This window comes from Chryseobacterium sp. 22458 (genome assembly GCF_052044975.1).
Classification (GTDB): Bacteria; Bacteroidota; Bacteroidia; order Flavobacteriales; family Weeksellaceae; genus Chryseobacterium.
In genome coordinates, this window is the sequence record NZ_JBQEOA010000001.1 from 129,221 (window position 1) to 153,739 (window position 24,519).

Genomic DNA, 24,519 nt, shown 5'->3' on the forward strand with positions numbered 1-24,519 from the left:
ATCGCATATGATGGTTAAAAAGTTTGTATAATCTTCGGGAAATATAAATCGATCTGGAGAATCACCATTGTTTCTTTCGCACATAGATGAATGTACTGATGACAACTGTAGCCATGGCACCTACTGTAATATAATAGCCATATTTATGATGAAGTTCCGGCATATTGTCAAAATTCATCCCGTATACTCCTGCAATAAAGGTAATTGGTAAAAAATAAACCGAATAAATAGCCAATACCTTCATGACCTGGTTGGCTTTCTGATCAGACAGGGCCAGGAACATGGAAATAAGGTTGGTGATCTGTATATTCAGATGATCAAAATCCGCTACTACGTCTTTATGTTTGTCTTTGAGGTCCACAATTTCAGAATCCTGCAGATTTAATAATTTGAATTTATCAATAGCATCGGTAGAAATGACCAATACCCTGGAATTCAGTCCTGATTTTCGTTTCAGCTTGTACAATCTGCGGATTTGGCTGGTATGATTGGTATTTTTAAGGAAAATCTCATTTTCAATATTATCCATTGTTTCCAGAAGGCTTATGGATTCATCATCAAAACTTTTCATGATGAGGATAGCGATCATCAGCGCTATTTTTTGAGGATTAACATCTTCCTGTGTTGCCTGAAGTCTTTTTTTTGTTTCAGAAATACTTTTGGTTTTCATTCTGTGGATGGTGATGATGGTCTTATCCAGCATGAAAATGGCGATCTTGGTGCTGATGTCACTGATGGTGTTCAGGTTTTTCCTTTCCAGTTCTGTGCTTTCACGGAGAAGGAAGAACTTTACGCTTCCGTCTTCTTCATATTTGGGAAGGTGGTTGGGATCTATGGTATCTTCAAGAAGGAGATTATTGATTTCGTATCTTTCATGAAGAAATTTCAGGTCTTCTGCAGTAGGAGATTCCACATCTACCCATTCGCAGTGCTCGCATCTGTATATCGTATCAATTGGCATAAAGTAAAAATACTAATATTTTGAAAAACTATGTGTTAAATAAGTTTTATCTTTGCCAAAATTAAAAAACTATATGATTAAAAGTACAATAAAAGGTGTCGGATTTTATGTTCCAGATAACGTTGTTACAAATGATGATCTAGCCAAACTAATGACAACCAATGATGAATGGATTACGGAAAGAACAGGCATCAAGGAACGAAGACACAGAAAAAACAGGAATGATTCTCAGGAAACAGCCGCTTATTTAGGGTTTAAAGCTTCAGAAAAGGCCATTCAGAATGCAGGTCTTACGTCTAAAGATATTGATTACATTGTTTTTGCAACGCTTTCACCGGATTATTATTTCCCTGGCTGCGGGGTTTTGCTTCAGGATATGCTGGGATGTGATACCATAGGCGCTCTGGATGTAAGAAACCAGTGCTCTGGGTTTGTATATTCTATGAGTGTTGCCAATGCTTTTATCAAATCAGGTACTTATAAAAATATTCTTGTGGTGGGCGCAGAGATTCATTCTTTCGGACTGGATTTCTCAGATGAAGGAAGAGGAGTTTCTGTTATTTTCGGAGATGGGGCGGGAGCCATTGTGCTTTCTGCAACTGAAGATGAAAATGCAGGAGATGTTTTAGCGGTGAATATGCATTCTGAAGGTAAATATGCCGATGAATTATGTACACAGTTCCCGGGTTCTAAATTCGGCTGGAGTGACAGGATGAGAAAAGAGCCTGAAAATGTTACCAATAAAGAAGTTTATCCTATCATGAACGGTAATTTTGTATTCAAACATGCTGTTACAAGATTCCCGGAAACAATGATGGAAGCTTTGAATAAAGCAGGAAAAACAGTTGAAGATCTTGACATGTTCATCCCTCATCAGGCCAATCTGAGAATTGCTCAGTTTGTTCAGCAGAAATTCGGATTACCGGATGACAAGATATTTAACAATATTCAGAAATATGGAAATACAACCGCTGCTTCTATTCCGATTGCTTTAAGTGAAGCGATTGAGCAGGGGAAAATCAAAAGAGGAGACCTTGTCCTTGTTTCTGCTTTCGGAAGCGGATTTACTTGGGGTAGTGTTCTGTTTGAATATTAACAACCATCTTCACAACTGAAAGCATAATTATTCCCCTCCATCGAAGGGGTGTCAAATCTTTGATTTGACAGGTTGGTTTGTCATACACACATCACCAGACAACATAAAAAAAACCGCAGGACATTCTGCGGTTTTTGTTTTATATATTGATCTATTAAAGGCTTTTCAATAGCTTTTCCGTATCTGAAAAATCTTCACCTTTGCTTTTTGCAATTTCAATAGACTTTTCAGCCCACATTTTTGCATTTTTCTTATCTCCTATCTTATTGTAAAGATTGGCCAAAGTATCTGTATTGGCATAGTTCTGATCTTTTTTTACAGATTCCTGTGCCCATATGATTGCTTTTTCCAGAGATGCTTTATTGCTTACATTTTCGAAGAAATTCCATGCAAGAGAATTCAGTTCTTCAGAGCTGGCTGCAGAATAATCTTTGTAAAGATCAAGAATCAGTTTTTCATATTCAGGGATATCCTTATTTTTTAAAGCTCTGTTGGCTTTCATTCTTTTTAAGATCTTATCAGCTTCTTCTTTGCTCAGGAATTTTTGAGTTTCCGTCATAAAATAGCTGTCATTCCAGGTTTTCGTATCTGCATTGTAAGCTTTTTTAGCAACAGTATTCAGTTTGATATTTTTATCAAATTTTTCGTACCTGTCTGCAGGGAAAAACTTTTGAATGTCTTCTTTCTTATTCTGGAAGATTTTATACAGCGGGCTTTCTGTAGTCTGTACACCGGAAAGCAGTAACTGAACATCTTCCTGGTCCAAAGCTGTCTTCTGCCCGAAATAACGGTCCAGTACTTTACCTGCAAACTCAGGATCATTATATATAGTAAGTCCTGCAAGATTTTTCAGGAATTCAGGTGCCTTTTCACCTTTTTCAAACTGTTGTTTTAATGAAGTCAGTCTTCTGTTCGGATCTTCAGCATCTTTAGCAAACTGGATAAAGTCTTTTTCTTCCACATATCCCAGGGTTCTGTGTACCGCTTCACCATTTCCGTCAATGAAAAGATAAGTAGGGAAGGCCTTTACATTGTATTTTTTAGCCAGCTCAATTCCTTCTCCTTTTTCCATATCAATTTTAGCATTGATAAAGTGAGCATTATAATAGTCTCCCACCGATTGAAGCGGGAAAATATTTTTTACCATCAGCTTACATGGTCCGCACCACGAAGCATATGCATCTACAAAGATCAGTTTGTTCTCTTTTTTTGCCTTGGCAAGGATAGAGGCGAAGTTGCTGTCCTCAAATTTGATTCCCTGTGCCCATGCAAATACTCCTATAAACAGAGTTGAAAGTATGGTTATTTTTTTCATAAAAACTTTTTATTCCCTGCAAATGTAATAAATATGCTGACATTTAGGCCGTTCATATCAAAAATAATTATACAGGAACCTTGTTTTAAATACAGGGATAGACTTATATTAAAGAAAATCGTTTATTATTTTAGTCTTATTATTAAATTTAACATAAAATACTGTTTTAGGTTAAATGATTAAATTTCAATAGAATATTTTAATTAAAAGTAAAATATTATTAATTTTGTGAAAAACAAAAAGACACCCTGAGAAAATAATGATGAATTATTATAAAATAAAAATAATAATTTGTTTTTTTATGCCCGGAAATCTACTGATACTTTTGTTTTTGCTTACCACAGCAATCCCCATATTTGCCCAGAAAAAGGACAGCTTTGATGAGACTTGTGAAAGAACCTCTGCCATCACTGCCTATAAAGACCTGCCGAAAGCGATCAGTACGGCAGATTCCCTCTATATGTCTGCTCAGAAACCGTCAGAAAAAATCAGAAGTCTGATGCTTTCTTCAGAGCTTTATCACCATGCCGGAGAACTTAAAAAAGCCATATGCTACGGCGAAAATGCACATTCATTAATCAATCAGAATAACGATCCCGAAAGAATGGCTGAGGTATGCAGATTGCTAGGCAGACAATATAGACAGGTAGGGTTATACGAAAGAGCCAGAAAATACCTGTTGAAAGGTCTGGAAGCATCAAGGCAGATTTTGGGATTTCAGAAAAGTAATGAAGAGGCAGGATTGCTGAACCAGGAAATGGCCTTTTATGAAATGGAACTGGGAAACAATTCCAACGCAGTACAATATATAGAAAACTCTCTGAAGCATTTTGAAAAAATTGACAGCAAAAATGAAAACAGAACGGCAGCGGCATCTTATCAGGTGCTGGGGGATGTTTATTTTAAGCTGAATAATTATTCCGTTTCGGAAAGCTATTACAGAAAAGCAGAGGAGCTGCTCAAAGCAGGAAGCTGTACGCTTGGATTGGTTTATAATGGCCTGGGAGGAATCCGCCTCAAACAGAAAAACTGGAAAGATGCGGAACTATACCTGAGAAAAGCTGAAAAAATAGCAGATACCTCAAGAAGCCTTAAGCTCAAAAAAGCTGTATACTCCAATATCAACGATTATTATGAAGGAACAGGCGATACTTTTAAAGCATCTTTGTATGCTGTGAAATATGTAAAGGCGTATGATAGTATTGCCGCACGTAATCAGGGATTTGCCGCAAAAAATACTGACAACGTAGGAACTAAAACCGGTAAAAAGAACGGGTCAATGAATGTGGCAAAAAATATAACCATCATTATTTTGCTTGCAGCAGTGATCGGCCTTATTGTTTTTTTCAGAACAAAACAGAGAAAGCAACATTCCAAATTCAGGAATATTATCAGGACTCAGCTGAAAATGATCAGTAACAGAACCCAGCCTTTAAAACCAGCCGGAAATGCTGAATTTTCTAATATATCCGTAGAAGAAATTGATGAGAATGGCAGTGAAGCAGACAAAAAAAGGAACGATTCCCTCATGACCTCAGAAACAGAGTCGAAACTATTGGAACTTCTTGAAATGTTTGAAAAAGGAAATCTTTATAACAATAAAGGAATGTCCCTATCATTTCTTGCAGGCGAACTGAATACCAATACGAAGTATCTTTCGTATGTGATTAACCAGCACAAGGGAACCGATTTCAAAACTTATATCAACCGTTTAAGGATCAATTATATTGTAGATAAACTGATTAATGATGAAAAGTACAGGCAATATAAAATCAGTATCCTTGCAGATGAGTGTGGTTTCTCTTCACATAGTAAATTTGCTGCGGTATTCAAAGCTGTCACAGATTATTCCCCGTCAGCCTATATCAAATATCTGGACGTTGAAAATCAGTCAGATAAGGATGTCCGTTTTCACGAAAATGATTAAAAATACCTTAAAAAGTGTACCCTGTCTCATCATTTTCACGAAAATGGATAACCTATTGTTTTATACAATACAGCTGCTGTCCTATCTTTGCGACAGTTTTACGGGATATGACGACTATTTATACTACAGTATAGCTCTTTTATTTTTTTAGGAATTCTTTTCCTTATTGAGATGAAATAAAACAGCGCTTATCTTACCAATCCAACAAAACTTTAAACAGAAAAAGAAAGGTGTTTTTACAGCAATGAAATTATGCCGGAATCTTTAACTGTCAAAAAATATACTGATCCGGATCTCCGGACCATATCCTATAATCGGGGTTGATTGCCCGGTTTTTTTTCAGTCAAGTTTTTTTAAGTGCAAATCCACAGAAAGTCTGTGGATTTGTGATTTTATTTCGTTTTGCTGCTGTCGCTTTTAATTTTTAAAGTATCAGAAGTTGTCGGGGCCGGCTCAGAATTAGCCACGGCAGAATCACCCATACTGTTTCTCAGAGAATCTTTATTGTGGGCCTCTTTAAATTCTTCCCTTTTTTCCTTATTTTGGGCACAGCTTCCAAGAAAAAGAAGTCCAAGAACTGCTCCTATCCAGAATTTTTTCATACTATTTTATTTTTTGTCTTTTAATGTAATCAAATATAATAAAATATTAATATTTTTATGAATGATCAGATGCATATTCTGATAAAATTGTTTTTAATGTAATAGGGCAGCGAAATACTATGATATTGTATAGAGCAATAATAGATGGAAAGAACGATATTCAAATTGATCTTAAAAATTAAAATATGAGAAAAATACTTTATCTGTTACCCCTTTTACTGTACAATTTTACGTTGAGCCAAGAACCAAAGAGAAATTTGAAGAGAATTGATGAAGAAATCAATGCCATCATGAAAGATTATCAGGCAGTAGGAATATCAGTGGCAATTGTTGAAAATGATAAACTAATTTATTCCAAAGGGTATGGGTACAGGGATTATGAAAATAAACTTCCCGTAACTCCCAATACCGTTTTTAGTATCGGAAGCAATACCAAATCATTTACATCCGCTTTAATAGGAATGTTGGAAAGCGAAAAGAAAATATCCGTTCAGGATAAACCTTCCCGTTATATTCCCTATCTGACATTTTCTACGGACAGAATGAACAATCTGATCACCATCGAAGATTTACTGGAACACAGAAGCGGATTGGGGAGTATAGACGGAACCTACATTTTCTTTCCCGCAGCTAAACGTATGGATCTGATGCAAAAGCTTCCTTTTATCAAAGAAAACGGAGAACCTAAAAACAGCTGGAAATACAGCAATTTTGGATACCTCATGTTGGGAACAATTGCAGAGCAGATAAATGGCAAAAGCTGGGATGATCTTATCAGACAGAAAATATTTGTTCCTTTAAAGATGGATCACAGCAGTACATCTGTTGATGAAATGACAAAACAACCCGATTTTTCCTATCCGTACGGTCTTTACCAAAAAAATATTGAAAAAGTACTGTTTCAAAGACCTGATAATGATAAACCTGGAGCTGCGGTTAACAGTTCTGCAGCTGATTTGGTAAACTGGATCAGGCTTTGGTTAAACTATGGAAGTTTTGAAAACCGAGAGCTTATTTCAAAAGACTACATGAAAAATGCAATGAGTGCCAAAGTCATGATTGATGGGGCTCCTCCGGCTAGTCCGGATGCCAAAAATTACCTCTTTGGCTGCGGATATGGTTGGCTTACCCAGATTTTCAAAGGTCATTATAAGGTGTGGCATGCCGGAGGAGTATCAGGTTTTAATTCTAATATCTTTCTTTTTCCAGCCGAAAAACTGGGGATAGCTGTTCTGAGCAATCAGCAGAATTCTGATATATCCAATACCATTGCTAATATGATTTCAATCCGTATGCTTGGTTTAGATCATGGTAAACCTTATTCCTATGAAAAGGGTATCAGCGATATTGCCAAGCCGGATAAAAGCATCCGGACGGGTATCAATGAAAAGAAAAAACCAACCCACGATCTGGATTTGTATTGCGGTGAGTATTTCAATAAAGGATACGGAACATTAACAGTTGCTAAAGAAGGAAATAACCTGTACGTACGTTTTCCAACCTTCAAATTTCTATTGATGCACCGGCAGTATGATCTTTTTGCTTCAGCATTAACAGAAGAAGTTCCACAGCAAATGAACCCTGATTTCGATTTTAATTTTACCCTCGATGACAAAGGAGATATCAATGGAGTTACAATGGATATGCACGGGGGAATCACATTCAGGAAAATAAAATAGTAATACAGATGCTTTATGATGTAAACTATTATAAAAAAGCTAAAATAAATAAAAAATCTGCAGTACTTTCAACTGCAGATTTTCCATTTTAAATTAAAACATTTATAATAACTTATTTGACCGGAGTTGTCACCATTGAATCCTTTTTCATCTTGATGGTGTCAGGATTCGTCATTTTTGTAGTCATTGTATCGGTCGTTGCAGGCGGTGCATTTCTTTGTGCACTGTCTACTGCTGTCGAATCACGGCTACTCGATGACATGGTCGATTCTTTGGTTCCACAGCTCACGGCAAATAATCCTATTCCGACGGCTGTTAGCAATAACTTTTTCATACTATTTTATTTTGGGTGTACTTATCCAAAAACAACTATTATTCCTAACAGGGGTAGTGAAGTCGTAAAATATAGGTAAAGTTTGTTAAAAGATGTTAGGTAAAGTAAGGATAGGAGAGCAGATGTATGCTAAAGTCTTTTACGATTTAAATTCTAAGCTCTAAACCCTGAACTGCAAAATCAATCATCTATCATTTTTTATCCATAAAAAAGCCCCGAAACCGAAATTCCGGGGCTGTTATTTAAGAACAGACAACAAATTGCTCATGTCTGTTACTCATTACTTATTATCCTAAGTATGGATATTTATAGTCTTTTGGAGAAACAAACGTTTCTTTCACACTTCTTACAGACGTCCATCTGAGAAGGTTCATTTTAGAACCCGCTTTGTCATTAGTTCCCGAAGCTCTACCACCACCGAAAGGCTGCTGTCCTACTACGGCACCGGTTGGTTTATCGTTGATGTAGAAGTTACCGGATGCGTTTTCTAAAGCTTTGTAAGCTTCAGCAATTGCATAACGATCCTGAGAGAACACAGAACCTGTTAATGAATAAGGAGAAGAAGAATCTACCAGTTTAAGAGTCTCTTTCCAGTCCGCATCTTCATAAACAAATACAGAAAGGATTGGCCCGAAAATCTCTTCTACCATACTTTCGTATTGAGGGTTTGTAGTTTCAATAACTGTTGGATGTACAAACCATCCTTTGGAATCATCACAAGTTCCACCAATTGCTACAGTAGCCTCAGAAGATTCGTTTGCTCTCGTGATGTATCCTTTACATTTTTCGAAAGAATTTTTATCAATTACTGCATTCACGAAGTTAGATGGATCTTCAGGAGAACCGATTTTAATAGTAGCTATCTGAGCTTCCATTACTTTTTTCACATCAGCCCAAAGAGACTTAGGAACATAAGCTCTTGAAGCCGCAGAACATTTTTGTCCCTGGTATTCGAAAGCACCTCTTACCAAAGCAGTCGCTACAGCTTCTACATTAGCAGACGGGTGAGCAATCACGAAATCTTTACCTCCGGTTTCCCCAACAATTCTCGGATAGGTTCTGTAGTTGTGGATATTGTCACCGATCATTTTCCACATTCCCTGGAATACTTTTGTAGATCCTGTGAAGTGAAGACCTGCGAAATCTTTATGAGCCAGTACTTTCTCAGCAGTTTCTTTACCATCTGTAAAGATCATATTGATAACCCCTGCAGGAAGACCCGCTTCTATTAATACATCCATGATCACTTTTGCAGAATAAACCTGCTTGTCAGAAGGTTTCCAAACTACAACGTTTCCTAACATCGCCATACAGGTAGGAAGATTTCCGGAAATCGCTGTAAAGTTGAATGGAGTTACTGCAAAACAGAATCCTTCCAATGGTCTGTATTCTACACGGTTCCAGATACCATTATCAGAAACCGGCTGCTCAGAATACATTTCTGTCATGAATTCTACATTGAATCTTAAGAAATCGATAAACTCACAGGCAGAATCAATTTCGGCCTGGTGTACATTTTTAGACTGCCCGATCATCGTAGCTGCATTGATGACATCTCTGTAAGGACCAGCCAACAAATCAGCTGCTTTTAAGAAAATAGCTGCACGTTGTTCCCAACCTAGTTCATTCCATTCTTCTTTAGCTGCCAATGCCGCATTGATAGCGTCATCCACATGCTGCATACCACCCTGGTAGTAAAATCCGAAGTCGTGAGCATGATCCTGAGGAGACTGAAGCTGTACTTTGTTCTCAGTTTTTACTTCCTTTCCATTGATGATCATGGGAATTTCAACCTTTTCAGCCCACATTTTTTTATAAGTGCTGATAAGGCTTTTTACTTCAGGAGATCCCGGTTCATAAGAATTTACCGGTTCGTTTACCGCTAATGGTACTTGCGAAATTGCTTTTGACATATTACGTTTTTATTATTTTTATTAAATTGAATGTTGTATACAAATTTACGATAATTATAAGGAAAGAAAAAATACCGCCTGTTTTTGTGAAATAAATTTTGATAGTAAATAATTAATTCATTCAATATGTTGAGCAAATCATTGCAGGAATTACCCCAAAGGAATATAGAGTTCAGTTGTTGAGCAATAGAGTTTCTGAATAGTTGGAAGCAGGAAGAGGGATGCTGGAAGTACTGCCAGACGTTATTATTGTGAATCTTATTTGAATCAGGTGGATAACATTCGCTTCATCAAATCAACACATTTGATTTCACCCTTTGCTCCCTAAAATAGCCAGTATCAAATAAATCCTTTGCTTTAAAAACACTATACTGTATTCAGTTAAATCTGAGATAATTGATTCTCCAAACCCCGGCAACTTCCAACTTCTAGCTTCTCCTTTCCAATCCAACAAAACGCTACAGCTTTTCGTTTTCCAGGATCTTCAGAACAAGCTTTTCTTCCTTTGTAAGGCTGGCTTTTCCATCGTTTTCTTCTATCACATCCAGCTCATCAAGGTATTTTTTGATAGTATTATTTTCATACAGATTGATGACCAGAGGATGCACATAATATTTCCGGCATACGGCAGTTGTATTGCCAAGATGGTCTGCAACAATATCCAGAGCTTCCTTTACCTTCTTCTTATATTCAGTGTTATTTTCTGCATATCCTATTTCTTTAAATGCGATCAGGGCACTTACCGTTCCGGACCAGGTCCTGAAATCTTTAGCAGTAAAATCTTCACCGCTTATTTCTTTGATATAATCATTCACCATTCCGGAGTCTACAGAATGCCGGTTTCCTTCATCATCAAGATACTGAAAAAGTTCCTTTCCGGGAATATCCTTGCACTTCTGAACCAGCCTTGCCAGTTTCTTGTTTCTAAGATCCACGTGGTGCATAATTCCCTTTTTCCCTTTGAATGAAAAGATAATTTTCTGGCCCTTTATTTCTACGTGTTTATCCTTTAAGGTTGTCAGTCCGAAAGATCCGTACAGCTTTTCATAGACATTGTTCCCGATACGGATATTGGTTCTCTGCATAAGGCTGACGATCAGAGCCAGTATTTTTCGCTTTTCAAAATTCCGCAAAGCAAGGTCCTGTTCAATATGAAGTCTCATATTGGGTAGCGCATACCCGAACTGAAGCATCCTGTAGAATTTGGTATGATTTCTTAAAGCACTCCATAAAGGATGATAGCGGTACTGCTTCCTTTTCTTCACATCAAAACCTGTTGCCTGAAGGTGTCCGTTTTCCAGAGCACATATCCATACGTTTTCCCAGGCCGGCGGGATCACCAGCTTGTTGATTCTTGTTATCTCATCCTTATCCCGGATCTTTTCCCCGTCTTTATAATAAGAATATTTTTTTCCTGTTTTCTTACGGGTAATCCCGGCTGTGTCTGCATCGGTAGTATACACAAGGTGTACCGCCTTTGCAGAAGCTTCCGGGTCTTTCATGATTTTAACAATTTTTGCAGGTTTTAAATGAGAAATGATCTCTACCTCTGTATTCTTCTCCATACAAAATGGTTAAGAGTTTTTACCCCTCGAAAAAATAAGTAAAAGAATTACTGCAATGATACAGACTAAGAGAATTCCCCACCACATTCCGGCTTTAAAAATCGTTCCTACGGCCTCACAGCTTGTTAATGTCAACAAACCTAATATCGTAATACTGTAAATGCTCCACTTTTTCATAGCTTACTATTTTTTGGTATTAAATTCTGAGCAGGTCAGGTTTCCAGTTTTTGATTGATCTCTTGATCTCGTCTCCTGAGATGTTTTCATGAAGAGCCCTGTACAGCAGTTCTTTAAATTCATCATCATAGGTAAACCTTAGGGCAGCAATCTGGTCAAATCTTAATTTGTCTGCAGTTTCATCAGATCTTATATTGAAAATTTCATAATAGCGCTGCTTAAACTCAAGAATCACCATACGGTTTTGAAGTCCTAAAGCATAATGCTGTCTGGTCATTATTGCCAGATAAAAAAGCAGAAAAATTACAATCGAAAACAGGATCCAGACCAGCTGGTTTTCAGGATCATCCCAAATTTTATAAATTCCAAAAATCTCTAATAAGATCAATACCGGTAGATAAACAAAATGATGTGGCGGATAAAATTTCCTGTGGTTTTTGTAATTCTGCTGTTTCATAGGAAATAATGCAGCAATAATCCTTCCAAAATATTATTATTTTAACAATTCAATAGGTTTTGTGGTATGAATTTTATTTTTTATGGAAATATATGAATGGGATTCGGTTCTGTATGATGTGTAAAATCTATGTTGCTCTCAATCATTTTTTCAATTCTAAGGCTCTTTCGGTTATGTAGAATATAAGTTCTCTGTATATACAATCATAATTCATGAAAAATAACAGTTTATAAAGGAAAATAGAGTATTGATTTCATTCTTTGACTTCAAATTTTTCGTAACTTTCGGTGTTTAAAAAAGAAAAGAATGACTTCAAAGGAAAAAGTTGCTGCGCTTCGTGAAGAAATGCAGAAAAATAATGTTGATGCATTTATAGTATATTCTGCAGATCCGCATATGAGCGAGTATCTTCCCGAAGAATGGCAGGAGAGAGCATGGCTTTCAGGATTCTTAGGTTCCGCCGGTTTTGTGGTGGTTACAAAAGATAAAGCCGGACTTTGGACAGATGGAAGATACTTTACACAAGCCGCTATTGAACTGGAAGGTTCAGGAATTGACCTTTTCAAAGATGGAATGGAAGGAACCCCGAATTATATCGACTGGATCATTTCTGAAATTCCTACAGGCGGAAAAGTGGCCGTGAATGCTTTAGCTGCCTCTAATGCTAATTGGGAACTGCTTACTCAGAAATTGAATTCAAAAAATATCAGCCTGGCAGATATTCCGCTTTTAAAAGAAGTATGGAAAGAAAGAGGTACGGCATCAGCCAATCCTATTTACGCACATCCTGTGGAAAGAGCAGGGAAATCCGTTGCAGATAAAATCGCTGCCATCCGTCAGAAAATGGAAGAGCAGGAAGCTACCGTTCATATTATTTCAAGTCTGGATGACGTAGCCTGGACGTTGAATTTAAGGGGGAGTGATGTAGATTGCAACCCTGTGTTTTTAGGATACATCGTTATTACTAAAAATGATGCGGTTCTGTTTACAGGACTGGAAAAAATGGATGTAGAAGTCAGAAAGCAAATGGATGATTCTTTCGTAAAGATGATGCCTTACGAAGAGTTCTACAACTATCTGAAAACATTCAAAAACGAAAAAGTGCTGGTTTCTCCCAATACAAACCAGCAGATATTTGCTACGCTACAGGCAGAAAACCAGTTTATCAAAGCTCCGGTTCCCGGAAATCTGATGAAGGCACAGAAAAATGAAGCTGAACTGGAAGGATTCAGAAAAGTAATGGTAAGGGACGGAGTAGCGATGGTGAAGTTCCTTTACTGGCTGACTCATAATGCAGGAAAAGAAGCAATGAATGAATATTCTATCGGTGAAAAACTGAGAAGCTTCCGTGCTGAAGGAGAAAATTTTGTAGGCGAAAGCTTCGGTTCTATCATAGGATATAAAGACAATGGTGCCATTATGCACTATTCTGCCAAAAAAGAAGGAAGCAAAGAAGTTACCAATGAAGATACGATTCTTGTAGATTCAGGAGGGCAGTACCTTGAAGGAACTACAGATATCACAAGAACCTTTGCATTGGGAACACCTTCCGAAGAATTTAAAAGAAATTCAACATTGGTATTGCAGGGACTGATCCGCCTATCCATGGTGAAATTCCCGAAAGGTACCAAAGGAGTACATCTGGATGCCATCGCAAGACTTCCTTTATGGATGGAAGGTAAAGACTTCAACCATGGAACAGGACATGGAGTAGGAAGCTTCATGAACGTTCACGAAGGACCTCAGAACATCAGAAAAGACCTGAATCCTCAGGATCTTCTTCCGGGAATGGTATGTTCAAACGAACCCGGATACTATTTGGAAGGCCATTACGGAATCCGTCATGAGAACCTTATTGCAGTAAAAGAAGCAGAAAAAACCATTCACGGAACATTCTATGAATTCGAGACATTAACGTTCTGCCCGTTCTTCAAAGATACCGTAGTGAAAGAAATACTTTCAGAACAGGAAATTGCCTGGTTAAACTCTTATCATAAGACCTGTGAAGAGAAACTGGCACCTCATCTTGAAGGCGAAGTTAAAGAATGGTTCCTGCAGTTGGTAAGCCCTCTTTAATTAGACAGTATAAAGTCAGGAATAAACCCCTGAATATAATAATTGTTAGATCATCTAAAGTCCTGTAAGCTTTCTTGCAGGGCTTTTTTCTTTTACGCAACCGTATTTTTACGGATAATTTTTTAGGGATTTTCCTGATTGCTAAAAAAAGCGCTCTGCCTATCTTTGTACCAACACAAACATCATTCATATCTTCATATAAATAACTCAATCAATTCAAAACGGTAGAAATCATCTCGTCCTGAGATGATTTTTTTATTGAATGCTAAAGCCCTTTTTTTCCTTTGATCCAGTAGGCCTGTGATCTGATACATCTGGAAGAGACACCTTTTGCCTTAAGGAAATTTCTTACAGCAGGCATTCTTGTCCCGTTTCCGGTAAGGTAAAAGGTAACCTGGTCATCATCCACAGCCTGTTTTTCCTCTTTCAGAAATCCGGTAAGCACTTCAATGATATCCATTGTGTTGTTTTTCGGGGTATGATAGCCATATAAGCCCAGCTCTTCCAATACAGCCGGAGTTTCCAGCTCGTGAAGGCATACAAATGTCTGTTTCAATTCTTCAGCAGCCTGCTGTATGGAAAGTGAACTTCCCAATGAGGTCTCATCTCCTATGGAAAAATGAATCTGAGTATCAGGCTCAAAAAAACGCTTTCCCCTCGGCATTAGAATTTTTACAGAATCACCTGTATCCAGCTGATTGACGAAACTATTGCCTGCAGCTGCGTGATCATGAAGATGAAACAGGACATCAAAAGTATTGGTTATTGGGTTAAAATTGAAAGGAGAATAGTTCCGGAAATCCCGGTCATTAACTCTTATTCCAATGGCATAAGCCGGTTCAAAATGAACATCCTGCAAATCTGTGGCAAAACGTATGCAGCAAAGATGATCAGTGATTTTTTTTATTTCAGTAACAGTGCAGTCTTTAAATTTTGAAGACCATACATTTTCCACGGTATCATTGATCCATTTAGGTAAACTAGGCATAAGTATTTTTTATTGCAAAGGACGCTTCAAAACAGATCAATACCGATAGCGGTTTCAGGGTAATAGTTGGACTATTCGTGGTTTATCCTTGATTTTTATTCTTTTCCCTGAACTTTGACGGAGACTGGCCTTCCAGTTTGGAAAATAAACGGCTGAAATAGGTATGATCATTATATCCCAGTTCATAAGCAATTTCTTTTACGGTAAGATGAGTGAAAGCTAAGAGCCTTTTGGCTTCTATTAAAACTTCCTGATGAATATAATACTGGGCAGAATATCCTGTTACCTCACGGATAACTTCCGTCAGATATCCCCGGGAGATATGTAAAGCTTCAGCATATTCTGATGGACTTTTCATTGTTTTGAACTCTTTTCTTACCAGAATCCTGAATGCCCTTGTCAGTTGGGAAGAACGCTTTTCAGCCGATATTTCAAGGGAATTTTTACGCAGATAGAGATGAGAAAACATTCCCATATAAGCATTCAGAAAAGATTGAATGACCAAAACTCCTTCCTTGGAAGCCAGCGCATCATCTGTACAGTAATTCTTTAGCAGGCTGGCTGCAGATCGTATTTTTTCTGTCCAGTTTTGATCTACAGGCAGAGGATGGATTTCCACCAGAGATTCTTCAAATATGGCACGCACTATATCAGGAACGATATCTGTTTTTACAGCAACAAACCAGCCTGACACGTTTTCCATCAGCAGTCCCTGATGTACCTGCCCCGGAAGCAGACAGAAAATGGTGGGTCCCCTGGATTCAATAATCTTAAAATCTACCATCATTCTTACATGGCCGCTTTCCATACAGGTGAAAATATAATGACTGTCCCGGTGTACTCCTTTATCCATAAGGAATTCTTCCTGTTTTTCAGAACGTTTCTCTATTCTTTCCACTAAAAAGTTATGCTGAGAAACATCACTAAGGTCATAAGTGGTAATCTTGTGCTTCATCATAGACAAAGTTATGATATATCCTAAAATGAATGATGCGTTTTTTGTCATTTGAAACAATAGACAGGATTTCCGGGATAGATAGAAAAGATTTTGAAAAACCTATAACCGGATTTCTTTTTCAAGATTTAATGATCATCTGTTCTGCGGCGGTTTGATAAATAATTAATAAATATTTGACTATTTTCGCCGGAATCAATTGAAACCCGTAATACCATGATGATACAGGATTATTTTCAGAGCTTCAACCTTTTTTCTGAAGATGAAATTAAAGAGTTCCTACAGCTTTTCGAGTTGAGAAAAGTCAGTAAAAATGATTATTTCATCCATGAAGGCGAGCGGTGTAAAGAAGTAGGTTTTATAAAGTCCGGTATTTTCCGTTCTTTTTATATTTCTGATAATGGGAAAGATATGACTTATTGTTTCAGGTTTCCCAATCAGATGATTGCAGCCTATTCCTCATTTATTTCAGGAGGTCTGAGTAAAGAAAATATGCAGGCTATTACCGACGCAGAGCTTCTGGTACTGAAAAAAGAAACAGTAGATGAATGGGTGCAGGATCACCTGAACTGGACCCGCTTTGTGAAAATCATTGCCGAACAGGAATACCTGGAGCTTGAGACCAGATTTTTCCAGCTTCAAAGGGATAGTGCTGCTCAGCGTTATTCCACATTGCTTACCAATCATCCTGATTATATCCAGAATATTCCACTGCAGTATCTGGCTTCTTACCTTGGCATTACCCAAAGACATCTTAGCCGGATCAGAAAAGAAATTACTTTTTAGAGATTAAAATAATTTTGAAAAATGATAACGTATCCAATTGATCTCCAAAACAACCTTATGTAAACTCATCGTCTATGTTCCTGTGTTATTAAATACCTGACTTCCCTTTTAGACATTTGTCCTGTTTCAGGGATTGGCGGCTCTGTAATTTTGTCAAAAAAACATATGGAACACAATATTCTGGTCATAGGCGGCAACGGGTTAGTAGGAAAAACAATTTCCCGTATTCTGAAATCAAGAAACCCTCAATTCAATATCTTTATTGGCGGACGTAAAGGAGGGAAAACAGAAAGTGACCTGAAAATAGACGTTACGGATCCAGCTACTTTTAAAACCATTACCGATAAAAAGATTACCCTGATCATTCTTTCCGTGAATGATAAAAATGATCATATCCTTCGGTTTGCGATAGAGAATCATATTGACTACCTTGATATTACCAAACCTACGCCGGACCTTGTAAAAGCTTACAGTCTTGCCAAAAACCGGGAAATAGGCAGCAGAGTAGTATTCAGTTCCGGATGGATGGGAGGAATTGTTCCTGGACTTGTCAGTACACTTTCAAACAATGCAGATGATATCCGGGAAATAAAGCTTTTCGTGTACTATTCTGTAAAAGATAAAGCCGGGGAAAGCTCAGCGCACTTTATGGCTGAAAATGTAGCGGTTCCTTTTCATGAGTATAAAAATGACAAGCCTGTTGCTATCCGGCATTTTCTAAACACTGAAGTTTTTGACTTTTCCTTTGGAATAGGAAAGAGGAATGCCTATAATTTTGACGTTCCCGATCTCTACATCTTAAACCAGATTGAAAGAGTACCGGATGTAAGCGTTAAAATGACCTATAACTCAAAATTGGTCACCTGGTTATTAGGCAGTTTTCAATATCTGAGAATCTTTAGTATTTTATCTTTAAAAGAACGAAAAATGATTTTCGGGTCAAGTGGAAACGGAGATCAGTCTGTCTTCGAAATTGTAGTGAAAGATAAAAACGGATCGAAAAGACTAAGTCTTCAAAGCACAGAAGGACAGGCGGAGCTTACGGCTCTCTCAGCAGTACTGCACACAGAAGAACTATTGAAAAATCCTCATGAAAATAAAGTGTATTTCAGCCATCAGCTGCATGAACCTTTATCATTGCTGGAACAGCTTAGCGCTTATAAAACGATCAATATCAATATCGCATCATGAAAAAAATAGCCATCATCAACGGGCATCCGAATAAAGATTCCTTTAATTTTGGGATTGTGGATGCTTATAAATCCGGTGCCATGGAGTCAGGAGCTGAAATAAAAGAAATTACCATTGCAAATCTCAATTTTGATCCTAATTTACGTTTCGGTTATCAGAAAAGGATGGAACTGGAGCCGGATCTTGTTAAAGCCTGGGAGATCATTCAATGGGCAAATCATCTGGTTTGGGTGCATCCTGTATGGTGGGGAGGGTTGCCTTCCATTACAAAAGGATTTATAGACCGGCTTTTTCTTCCCGGTTTTGCATATCAGTACAGAAAAAATTCTGTATGGTGGGATAAGCTTTTGAAAGGAAAAACCGCCCATATTATCACAACCCTTGATCAGCCCGGATGGTATTATCGTCTGATGTACGGAAGGCCAAGCGTTAATCAGTTAAAAAAATCAACACTGGAGTTTTGTGGGGTAAAACCGGTAAAGGTAACTTATATAGGAACGATCAGAAATTCTAAAGATGAGCAGCGGAGGAAATGGCTGGAAAAAGCTAAAGCATTGGGAAGGCGGTTGAAATAAATCAGCCATCCGGGTAAATACCGTGTTGTAAGATTACGTATTTATACGGTTGGGCATCCGGAACTTTAATCTGAAATTTGTGACATTACTGTAACGCAGTTATACAGTTCAATTTTTATATGAATATACATCAGAGTCCGGGGCAGAATACAATGCTGTTCCGGATTTTAGTTAGAGTAAAAGAAAGAGGCCTTATTATCACAAATTCCATATTCCGGAACAGCAGCCGAAAGTATTACAGGCTGCTGTTTTATGTTTACTTAATGTTTTGAGATCATTATTTTGCTTTTGAAAATGCCATTTTTACAGCCAGATAAGTCAGAATACTGGCCATAAACCATTTCTGAGCCTTGATCCATGCCGGATTATTGGAAAAAAATAAAGCAACCTTTGACGCAGTAAGCACAATCAGGAAATTGATACTAAAGCTTACGAGAACCTGAACCACTCCAAGCTCTAAACTCTGAGTCAGTACAGATCCATATTCTGGTTTAATAAACTGTGGGAAAAAAGATAAATAGAATACAGCCACTTTAGGATTCAGTACATTGGTTAGAAATCCTACGGTGAAAAGCTTTGTAGGACTGTCATACGAGCCATTGTGATCTACTTCAAAAATATTTTTGCTTTTGGGCCTGACCGCCTGATAAGCCAGATACAAAAGGTAAACGGTCCCAATAGTTTTGAGTACCCCATAAGCGAACGGAACAGCCAGCAAAACAGCAGTAAGGCCAAACGAAACCATAATGATATGAAATAAAAACCCACATACCACACCGCCTAAAGAAATAAATCCGGACTTCTTTCCCTGTGTGATTGATTTTGAAATCAGGTAGATCATATTAGGTCCCGGGCTGATCACTAAGACCAGAGCCGCCAGGATGAAGAATGAAAGTTCTTGAAGAGGAATCATAGAAATTTTATGCAAAGGTCTCATTAATTAAAATAAGGGACAACACTTTGGATTGATTAGTTGAAATTTTCTTCGGTAAATTCTGATCCGATCAGATTCGTTGATATTGATAATTCCGGTTTGTATTGCATTTTAAATACTGAAAAACGTAAATTAGCCCCACAAAATCAATAGAATTTTCTTCAAAGTAATCCAATGTCTAAATTAAAAGCTTTAAGGGAACAGAAAAACCTTACTCAGGAAGAATTATCAGAAAGATCAAAAATTTCTGTAAGAACCATTCAGAGGATAGAATCGGGAACACAACCTAAGGGACATACTTTAAGAGCGCTGGCACAGACTCTGGAAATAGAGGAATCTTTATTACTGCAGGAAGAAGCCATCATTTCTCATGAAGATCATGAGGTGAAAACAGAAGTTGCAGAAGAATCTGAAACGGTCAATTATTCTTTGATTAAAATGATCAATCTGTCCTCCTTATTATTTGTAGTCGCTCCGCCACTAAATATTCTGGCTCCTTTTCTGCTCATGTTTATAACGAAGCAGAGAAACGGTCTTACCAAGCAGATTATCTCTCTGCAGATGTTTTGGACTGCCATGGCGCCCATTGTATTTATGATCGGTATCTTTTTAAAGCTTGGAAAAGAGTTTACCCTCATTCTGATGATCCTTATTGCATTGTCTAATGTATTTATGATTCTTAGAAATGCTGCTGAGATTGACCGCAAAAAGAAATTATATTTTAAATTGAAATTCAGTATGTTGTAGCTTTTGTCGGGGCTTTGTCGGGTTATTGTCGGGTTCATTTTTATTTGAAAAACAAAATGAAATTGAATCTTTGTCAAAAAAATAACAATGACAAAATTGGCACAGCTTATTCTTCTTTTTTTTATTCTGTTGATGACCATAGTTCATGCACAGGCAGAAAAAACAGATCCTCTTTACAAAACAATTATATCAAAAGACAGCCTGTTTTTTTCAACAGGTTACAATACCTGTAACATCGGAAAGATGGAAAGCATGTTAAGTGACGGGTTTGAATTTTATCACGATAAAGGCGGTTTTGAGGACAAAAAGAAATTCATTATTGATTTTAAAAACGGTTTGTGCAGGTCTCCGGACACCTATCAGTTAAAAAGAGTCTTAGTAGATAAAAGCACTGAAATTTATCCCATGTATAAAGAGGGAAAAATATATGCTGCCATTCAGAACGGGGATCATCTTTTTTACGAAAAGATAGGAGATCAGGCTGAAAAATTAGTTGGGGAAGCCAAATTTACCCATCTGTGGATCCTGGAAAATGCTGAGTGGAAACTTAAGAATTCATTGAGTTTTGATCACCATCCTAAGCAGACTACCGATAGTGACACAATGTTTGATAACGACCCATCCATGCAAAGCTGGCTGAAAGAAAATAATATTCCAACCCTGGGATTAGGAATTATCGAAGGAGGAAAACTACAGAAGGTAAAAGTTTTCGGAGATACAAAAAAAGGAGTTTCAGTCGCTCAAAATGCTTATTTTAATGTAGCTTCTCTCACCAAACCTGTCACTGCAATGGTTACATTAAGGCTGATAAGTTTGGGAAAATGGAAGTTGGATGAACCTTTAGACGTATATTGGACAGATCCGGATATCATCAACGATCCCAGACATCAGAAACTGACAGCCAGAATGATCCTGAGCCACCAGACCGGTTTTCCCAACTGGAGATGGATGAATGATGATAAAAAACTGAATTTCCAGTTTAATCCCGGCACAAAATACCAATATTCAGGAGAAGGTTTTGAATACCTTCGGAAAGCGTTGGAAAAGAAGTTCGGAAAATCATTGGACCAACTTGCAAAGGAACTTATTTTTCAACCCCTTAAAATGCATAACACCAACTATATCTGGGATCAGAATACGGATGAGACAAAATTTGTAGCCGGCTATAATGAAAAGGGAAATGCCTATCCAATTGAGAAAATCAAAACGGCAAATGCTGCCGATGATCTGCATACCACGATCGAAGATTACGGAAATTTTATGATCAGCGTTATGAAAGGAAAAAATCTGAAGCCGGAAGTCTTTCAGGAAATGATCAGAAAACAGGTACAGGTAAAAGAAGGTAAATATTTCGGATTAGGTTTTGAAATCTATGACCTTGGAAAAGGTGAATATGCTTTATCCCATAGCGGAGCAGATCATGGAACAAGATGCATTGCCATTGTATTGCCCAATTCTGGAAAAGGGATTGTGATATTTACCAACGTAGATGACGGTTACAAAGTCTATGAAAAACTGGTCCTTCATTACTTGGGAAAGCAGGGACGCAAAATTATTGAGATAGAAACTAAATAATTATTCATGCTGTGATAAATCTTTGTATATTCGGGTATCCGTCTGAAAACAAATGAAATAACAAGCTATTTGTTTTTTAAGGCTGTAACAGATATGAGCAGAAATAAAAAGAAAGTTATGTGGCAATATTATATCATTCTCGGTGCGGGAATAGTGCTGTCTATTTTTGCATTCTTAAGCTTAAAAAGCACTCTTTCATTCCTGAAGAAAGCAGAAAAGGCAACGGCAACTGTCACCTCGTTACGGGTATATGAGTCAGACGGAGAAATATTCAGCCCTCTTTTTACCTACCGTACCAGAGATAATATTGAGTATACGTATGAACTGCCGGAAGGTACCAATCCTTCAGCCTGGTCGGTGGGTGATACAGAGACTGTTATTTATGATCCTAATGATCCTACTTCTGTATCCCTGTATACTTATTTCAGAATTTTTGTATGGCCTTTAGTACTGATCTGTATAGCATTGCCATTATTAGTAGTGGGAGGGGGTTATTTTATAGCAGATCAGTTTCTAAAATAACCAACACCTCTGTATTCTACTTTACTTTTTCCAAAAGATAGAGTTTGGCTCCGGAAAATGCCAGTTTAGGCATCAGATTTCCTTCCAGCACCATCGTTTTATTATTCACATCAATCACGGAAATATAATTGTTGGAATTGTATTCTATATAATTTTCCTTTTCTTTGGTTAAAGGATTTTTCCCGAATTCCATTTTATATTTTACCCAGTCTTCATCCTCAGAGCTGCAATGTACCGGTTTGAATTTAGATTTTTTAGCCTTGAAAATAATCTGATCAAAGCTGTCTGTACAATCTGAGGTAAAAGAAGCTTCAGGATTTTGATCTTTGGAAAAATCGTCAAAAGAACCTTTGTAAACCCCTACGATTTTCCATGTTCCGTCTATACGGTCCTCATCTATTTTCCCTTTCGCTTTGCTTACGGCCCAGCTGATCCCGTTTACTGTTCCTTTTACAGCTTTATAGCCTAAATTTACAGCACCCGATACCACTTTTGTAGCTGTTCTTACCACGCAGGAATGTAAAATAAACAGGGCTGAAGCCAGTAATACTATTTTTTTCATACTTGTCAAATTTGGTACGAAGATACTGTTTATTTTAGACAGATGATTTTTACTTTTCTTCTTATTCCATTGAAAAGTGGTCAGAAGTGTTGTTAAAATATAGTGATAATTCCTGTAATACAACTGTGGTTAAAGAAGCTACTTATCTTCCGCCTTTAATTTATTCACTAAAGGATTAGCGTACATTGCCAGGAAATACTCCTTAGAAACCGGATCAGACGGATCAATACGCATTTCCAGCCTTCTGATGAAAAGTTGTTTTTCCTGTTCCGTATATTGAGAAACGTAAGTATCTGTATGGTTGAGCAGATCGTAAGCTATATATTTCGTAGGCCAAAGTTTGTAATTTTGGATGATAGAGTCGTCTATAACCTGTGCCAGAGCCTGCAATTGTTTATTTTTATTCTCAATCGTAGCCGCAATATCATCCAATTCCGTATCAATAACATCTCCTGCATGCAGATGAATTCTTTTCTTTTGTCCTAAAATTCCGCTGAGTATGGTGTTGAAATCTTCATTCTTTCCTTTAATGTATTGCTCTTCTCTGTGTTGTGCCAGCAGTTGAGGCATTTTTAAGGAATCTGTAGGATCATATTCATAGGAAATGGAGATAGGAACGATCTTTAATGTCTTGAAATAATCTGTCAGAGATTGATCTCCGGCTGCCATAGCCAGCATTTTCAAAACCCCTTGCTGAGTAGCATCATTTCCGTCTTTAGCACGGCCTTCACGCTGGGCAATCCATACCGAACGGTTTTCCTGAAGCAGTTGCTCCCTGATGTATTCAGACATCACTTGTGAGCTTGTAAGCTGGTCACGAAGCGAAAGCCCTCTTTGAACTAAAAAGTTACGGTTCAGTTTGGCCAGTACATTTAAGAAGTTTCTTTTCACAAGATTGTCACCAATAGCTGATGCGGTCATCACATAACCCCCTTCCAGCAGTACAAGATTCAGGAGTGAAGTATCCAATACAATATCCCTGTGATTCGAAATATAAAGGTAGGACGTATTTTTATCAAGCTTATCGAAACCTGAAGTCGTTAATCCCTCAGAACTCTTGGCAAGAATCTGACGAACGGCATAGGCCACAAACTGGTGCTGAAAATCGCTGATGGAATGAATGTTTTTAAACTGTTCCAGCCAAACCTGCTCATCCACACCGGGAAAAGTAAAGCTCATCAGTGCTTTCATCATCGGATCACGGGCTATGCTCTGCAATTTTTCATTCACTTCATGATCATGAAAATACCGGATTTCATCAAACTTCGACATGTTATGGTAAAAATTAAAACTTTTTTGCAAAAGAACGAAAATTTATCTGGGGATGGGGTATAAAGGTTGTTAAAGTATTATGAAGGGCGTAGAACTTAGAGAAATCATCTGGTAAACTTGATTGAATTTTACTTTTATTTTAACCATAAAAGTCACAAAAGTTTTTATTTAAAACACTTTAGTCCACTTAAGTAAGTTTAGAAGCATCATGTATAATAAGTTCACATAAGAAGGAAAATCAAAGATTTTCAAAACCTTAAGTGTACTTCTTATGCGTAAAGTTTGTTACTTAAAATAACTTAAGTGTTTA

At 37.5% G+C, this 24,519-nt stretch carries 22 protein-coding genes; 10 read left to right on the forward strand and 12 right to left on the reverse strand.

The genetic code is table 11. The features are described 5' to 3' along the window. Nucleotides 1–61 precede the first annotated feature (61 nt). A complete protein-coding gene (locus ACTJJF_RS00655) occupies nucleotides 62–961 on the reverse strand; it encodes a magnesium transporter CorA family protein (RefSeq protein WP_312296468.1) in 900 nt (299 codons plus the stop codon). Nucleotides 962–1,034: 73 nt separating this feature from the next. Here ACTJJF_RS00655 and ACTJJF_RS00660 point away from each other — a divergent pair, with 73 nt between their 5' ends. Beyond that, nucleotides 1,035–2,057 carry a 3-oxoacyl-ACP synthase III family protein gene (locus ACTJJF_RS00660; RefSeq protein WP_312296470.1) on the forward strand — a complete coding sequence of 341 codons (1,023 nt, stop codon included), beginning with the start codon at nucleotides 1,035–1,037 and terminating at the stop codon, nucleotides 2,055–2,057. A 154-nt stretch (nucleotides 2,058–2,211) separates the two neighbouring features. Here the strand turns inward: ACTJJF_RS00660 and ACTJJF_RS00665 are convergent, their stop codons facing one another. Next, on the reverse strand, nucleotides 2,212–3,372 hold the full coding sequence (locus tag ACTJJF_RS00665; RefSeq protein WP_440698319.1) for a thioredoxin family protein: 1,161 nt from the start codon (nucleotides 3,370–3,372) through the stop codon (nucleotides 2,212–2,214). Between the two features lie 301 nt (nucleotides 3,373–3,673). Between ACTJJF_RS00665 and ACTJJF_RS00670 the strand changes: the two genes are divergently transcribed. Beyond that, complete coding sequence (locus tag ACTJJF_RS00670; protein ID WP_440698320.1) at nucleotides 3,674–5,299, forward strand: tetratricopeptide repeat protein; 1,626 nt, start codon at nucleotides 3,674–3,676, stop codon at nucleotides 5,297–5,299. A gap of 392 nt (nucleotides 5,300–5,691) precedes the next feature. Here ACTJJF_RS00670 and ACTJJF_RS00675 read toward each other — a convergent pair whose 3' ends face one another. Then, on the reverse strand, nucleotides 5,692–5,901 hold the full coding sequence (locus tag ACTJJF_RS00675) for a hypothetical protein (protein ID WP_440698321.1): 210 nt from the start codon (nucleotides 5,899–5,901) through the stop codon (nucleotides 5,692–5,694). A 185-nt stretch (nucleotides 5,902–6,086) separates the two neighbouring features. Here ACTJJF_RS00675 and ACTJJF_RS00680 point away from each other — a divergent pair, with 185 nt between their 5' ends. Beyond that, on the forward strand, nucleotides 6,087–7,580 hold the full coding sequence (locus tag ACTJJF_RS00680) for a serine hydrolase (RefSeq protein ID WP_440698322.1): 1,494 nt from the start codon (nucleotides 6,087–6,089) through the stop codon (nucleotides 7,578–7,580). 112 nt (nucleotides 7,581–7,692) lie between these two features. Here the strand turns inward: ACTJJF_RS00680 and ACTJJF_RS00685 are convergent, their stop codons facing one another. From ACTJJF_RS00685 to ACTJJF_RS00700, 4 genes are all read right to left on the reverse strand, one after another. Next, entirely contained in the window at nucleotides 7,693–7,902 is a 210-nt protein-coding gene (locus ACTJJF_RS00685; protein WP_312296475.1) for a cytochrome C551, read from the reverse strand. 299 nt (nucleotides 7,903–8,201) lie between these two features. After that, nucleotides 8,202–9,827 carry an L-glutamate gamma-semialdehyde dehydrogenase gene (gene pruA, locus ACTJJF_RS00690; RefSeq protein WP_440698323.1) on the reverse strand — a complete coding sequence of 542 codons (1,626 nt, stop codon included), beginning with the start codon at nucleotides 9,825–9,827 and terminating at the stop codon, nucleotides 8,202–8,204. A gap of 458 nt (nucleotides 9,828–10,285) precedes the next feature. Continuing rightward, nucleotides 10,286–11,392, reverse strand: coding sequence for a DNA topoisomerase IB (locus tag ACTJJF_RS00695; protein WP_312296479.1), 1,107 nt, complete (start codon nucleotides 11,390–11,392; stop codon nucleotides 10,286–10,288). A 196-nt stretch (nucleotides 11,393–11,588) separates the two neighbouring features. After that, a complete protein-coding gene (locus ACTJJF_RS00700) occupies nucleotides 11,589–12,026 on the reverse strand; it encodes a DUF6526 family protein (RefSeq protein WP_440698324.1) in 438 nt (145 codons plus the stop codon). A gap of 306 nt (nucleotides 12,027–12,332) precedes the next feature. Here ACTJJF_RS00700 and ACTJJF_RS00705 point away from each other — a divergent pair, with 306 nt between their 5' ends. Then, the gene (locus ACTJJF_RS00705; protein ID WP_440698325.1) at nucleotides 12,333–14,102 is read left to right on the forward strand and encodes an aminopeptidase P family protein; all 1,770 of its coding nucleotides are present in this window, start codon (nucleotides 12,333–12,335) and stop codon (nucleotides 14,100–14,102) included. Between the two features lie 265 nt (nucleotides 14,103–14,367). On the opposite strand, the gene ACTJJF_RS00710 is transcribed toward ACTJJF_RS00705, so the two are convergent. Next, the gene (locus ACTJJF_RS00710; RefSeq protein WP_440698326.1) at nucleotides 14,368–15,090 is read right to left on the reverse strand and encodes a siderophore-interacting protein; all 723 of its coding nucleotides are present in this window, start codon (nucleotides 15,088–15,090) and stop codon (nucleotides 14,368–14,370) included. An 82-nt stretch (nucleotides 15,091–15,172) separates the two neighbouring features. Next, complete coding sequence (locus tag ACTJJF_RS00715) at nucleotides 15,173–16,048, reverse strand: helix-turn-helix domain-containing protein (RefSeq protein WP_440698327.1); 876 nt, start codon at nucleotides 16,046–16,048, stop codon at nucleotides 15,173–15,175. Nucleotides 16,049–16,264: 216 nt separating this feature from the next. Between ACTJJF_RS00715 and ACTJJF_RS00720 the strand changes: the two genes are divergently transcribed. From ACTJJF_RS00720 to ACTJJF_RS00730, 3 genes are all read left to right on the forward strand, one after another. Further along, complete coding sequence (locus ACTJJF_RS00720; RefSeq protein WP_312297057.1) at nucleotides 16,265–16,831, forward strand: Crp/Fnr family transcriptional regulator; 567 nt, start codon at nucleotides 16,265–16,267, stop codon at nucleotides 16,829–16,831. Between the two features lie 165 nt (nucleotides 16,832–16,996). Further along, entirely contained in the window at nucleotides 16,997–18,022 is a 1,026-nt protein-coding gene (locus tag ACTJJF_RS00725) for a saccharopine dehydrogenase (RefSeq protein WP_440698328.1), read from the forward strand. Next, complete coding sequence (locus ACTJJF_RS00730) at nucleotides 18,019–18,597, forward strand: NAD(P)H-dependent oxidoreductase (protein ID WP_440698329.1); 579 nt, start codon at nucleotides 18,019–18,021, stop codon at nucleotides 18,595–18,597. Before ACTJJF_RS00725 ends, ACTJJF_RS00730 begins: the two co-directional genes overlap by 4 nt. Nucleotides 18,598–18,874: 277 nt before the next feature. On the opposite strand, the gene ACTJJF_RS00735 is transcribed toward ACTJJF_RS00730, so the two are convergent. Further along, nucleotides 18,875–19,510 (reverse strand): LysE family translocator, encoded by a 636-nt coding sequence (locus tag ACTJJF_RS00735; RefSeq protein WP_440698330.1) that lies wholly within the window; start codon nucleotides 19,508–19,510, stop codon nucleotides 18,875–18,877. Between the two features lie 195 nt (nucleotides 19,511–19,705). On the opposite strand from ACTJJF_RS00735, the gene ACTJJF_RS00740 reads away from it, so the two are divergent. From ACTJJF_RS00740 to ACTJJF_RS00750, 3 genes are all read left to right on the forward strand, one after another. Next, a complete protein-coding gene (locus ACTJJF_RS00740; RefSeq protein WP_440698331.1) occupies nucleotides 19,706–20,278 on the forward strand; it encodes a helix-turn-helix domain-containing protein in 573 nt (190 codons plus the stop codon). 87 nt (nucleotides 20,279–20,365) lie between these two features. After that, entirely contained in the window at nucleotides 20,366–21,853 is a 1,488-nt protein-coding gene (locus ACTJJF_RS00745; protein WP_440698332.1) for a serine hydrolase, read from the forward strand. Nucleotides 21,854–21,946: 93 nt separating this feature from the next. After that, nucleotides 21,947–22,375, forward strand: coding sequence for a DUF3592 domain-containing protein (locus ACTJJF_RS00750; RefSeq protein ID WP_440698333.1), 429 nt, complete (start codon nucleotides 21,947–21,949; stop codon nucleotides 22,373–22,375). 16 nt (nucleotides 22,376–22,391) lie between these two features. Here the strand turns inward: ACTJJF_RS00750 and ACTJJF_RS00755 are convergent, their stop codons facing one another. Together ACTJJF_RS00755 and ACTJJF_RS00760 are read right to left on the reverse strand one after the other, a co-directional pair. Further along, on the reverse strand, nucleotides 22,392–22,937 hold the full coding sequence (locus tag ACTJJF_RS00755) for a hypothetical protein (RefSeq protein ID WP_440698334.1): 546 nt from the start codon (nucleotides 22,935–22,937) through the stop codon (nucleotides 22,392–22,394). 138 nt (nucleotides 22,938–23,075) lie between these two features. Further along, entirely contained in the window at nucleotides 23,076–24,209 is a 1,134-nt protein-coding gene (locus ACTJJF_RS00760) for a 1-acyl-sn-glycerol-3-phosphate acyltransferase (protein ID WP_440698335.1), read from the reverse strand. Nucleotides 24,210–24,519: the final 310 nt, after the last annotated feature.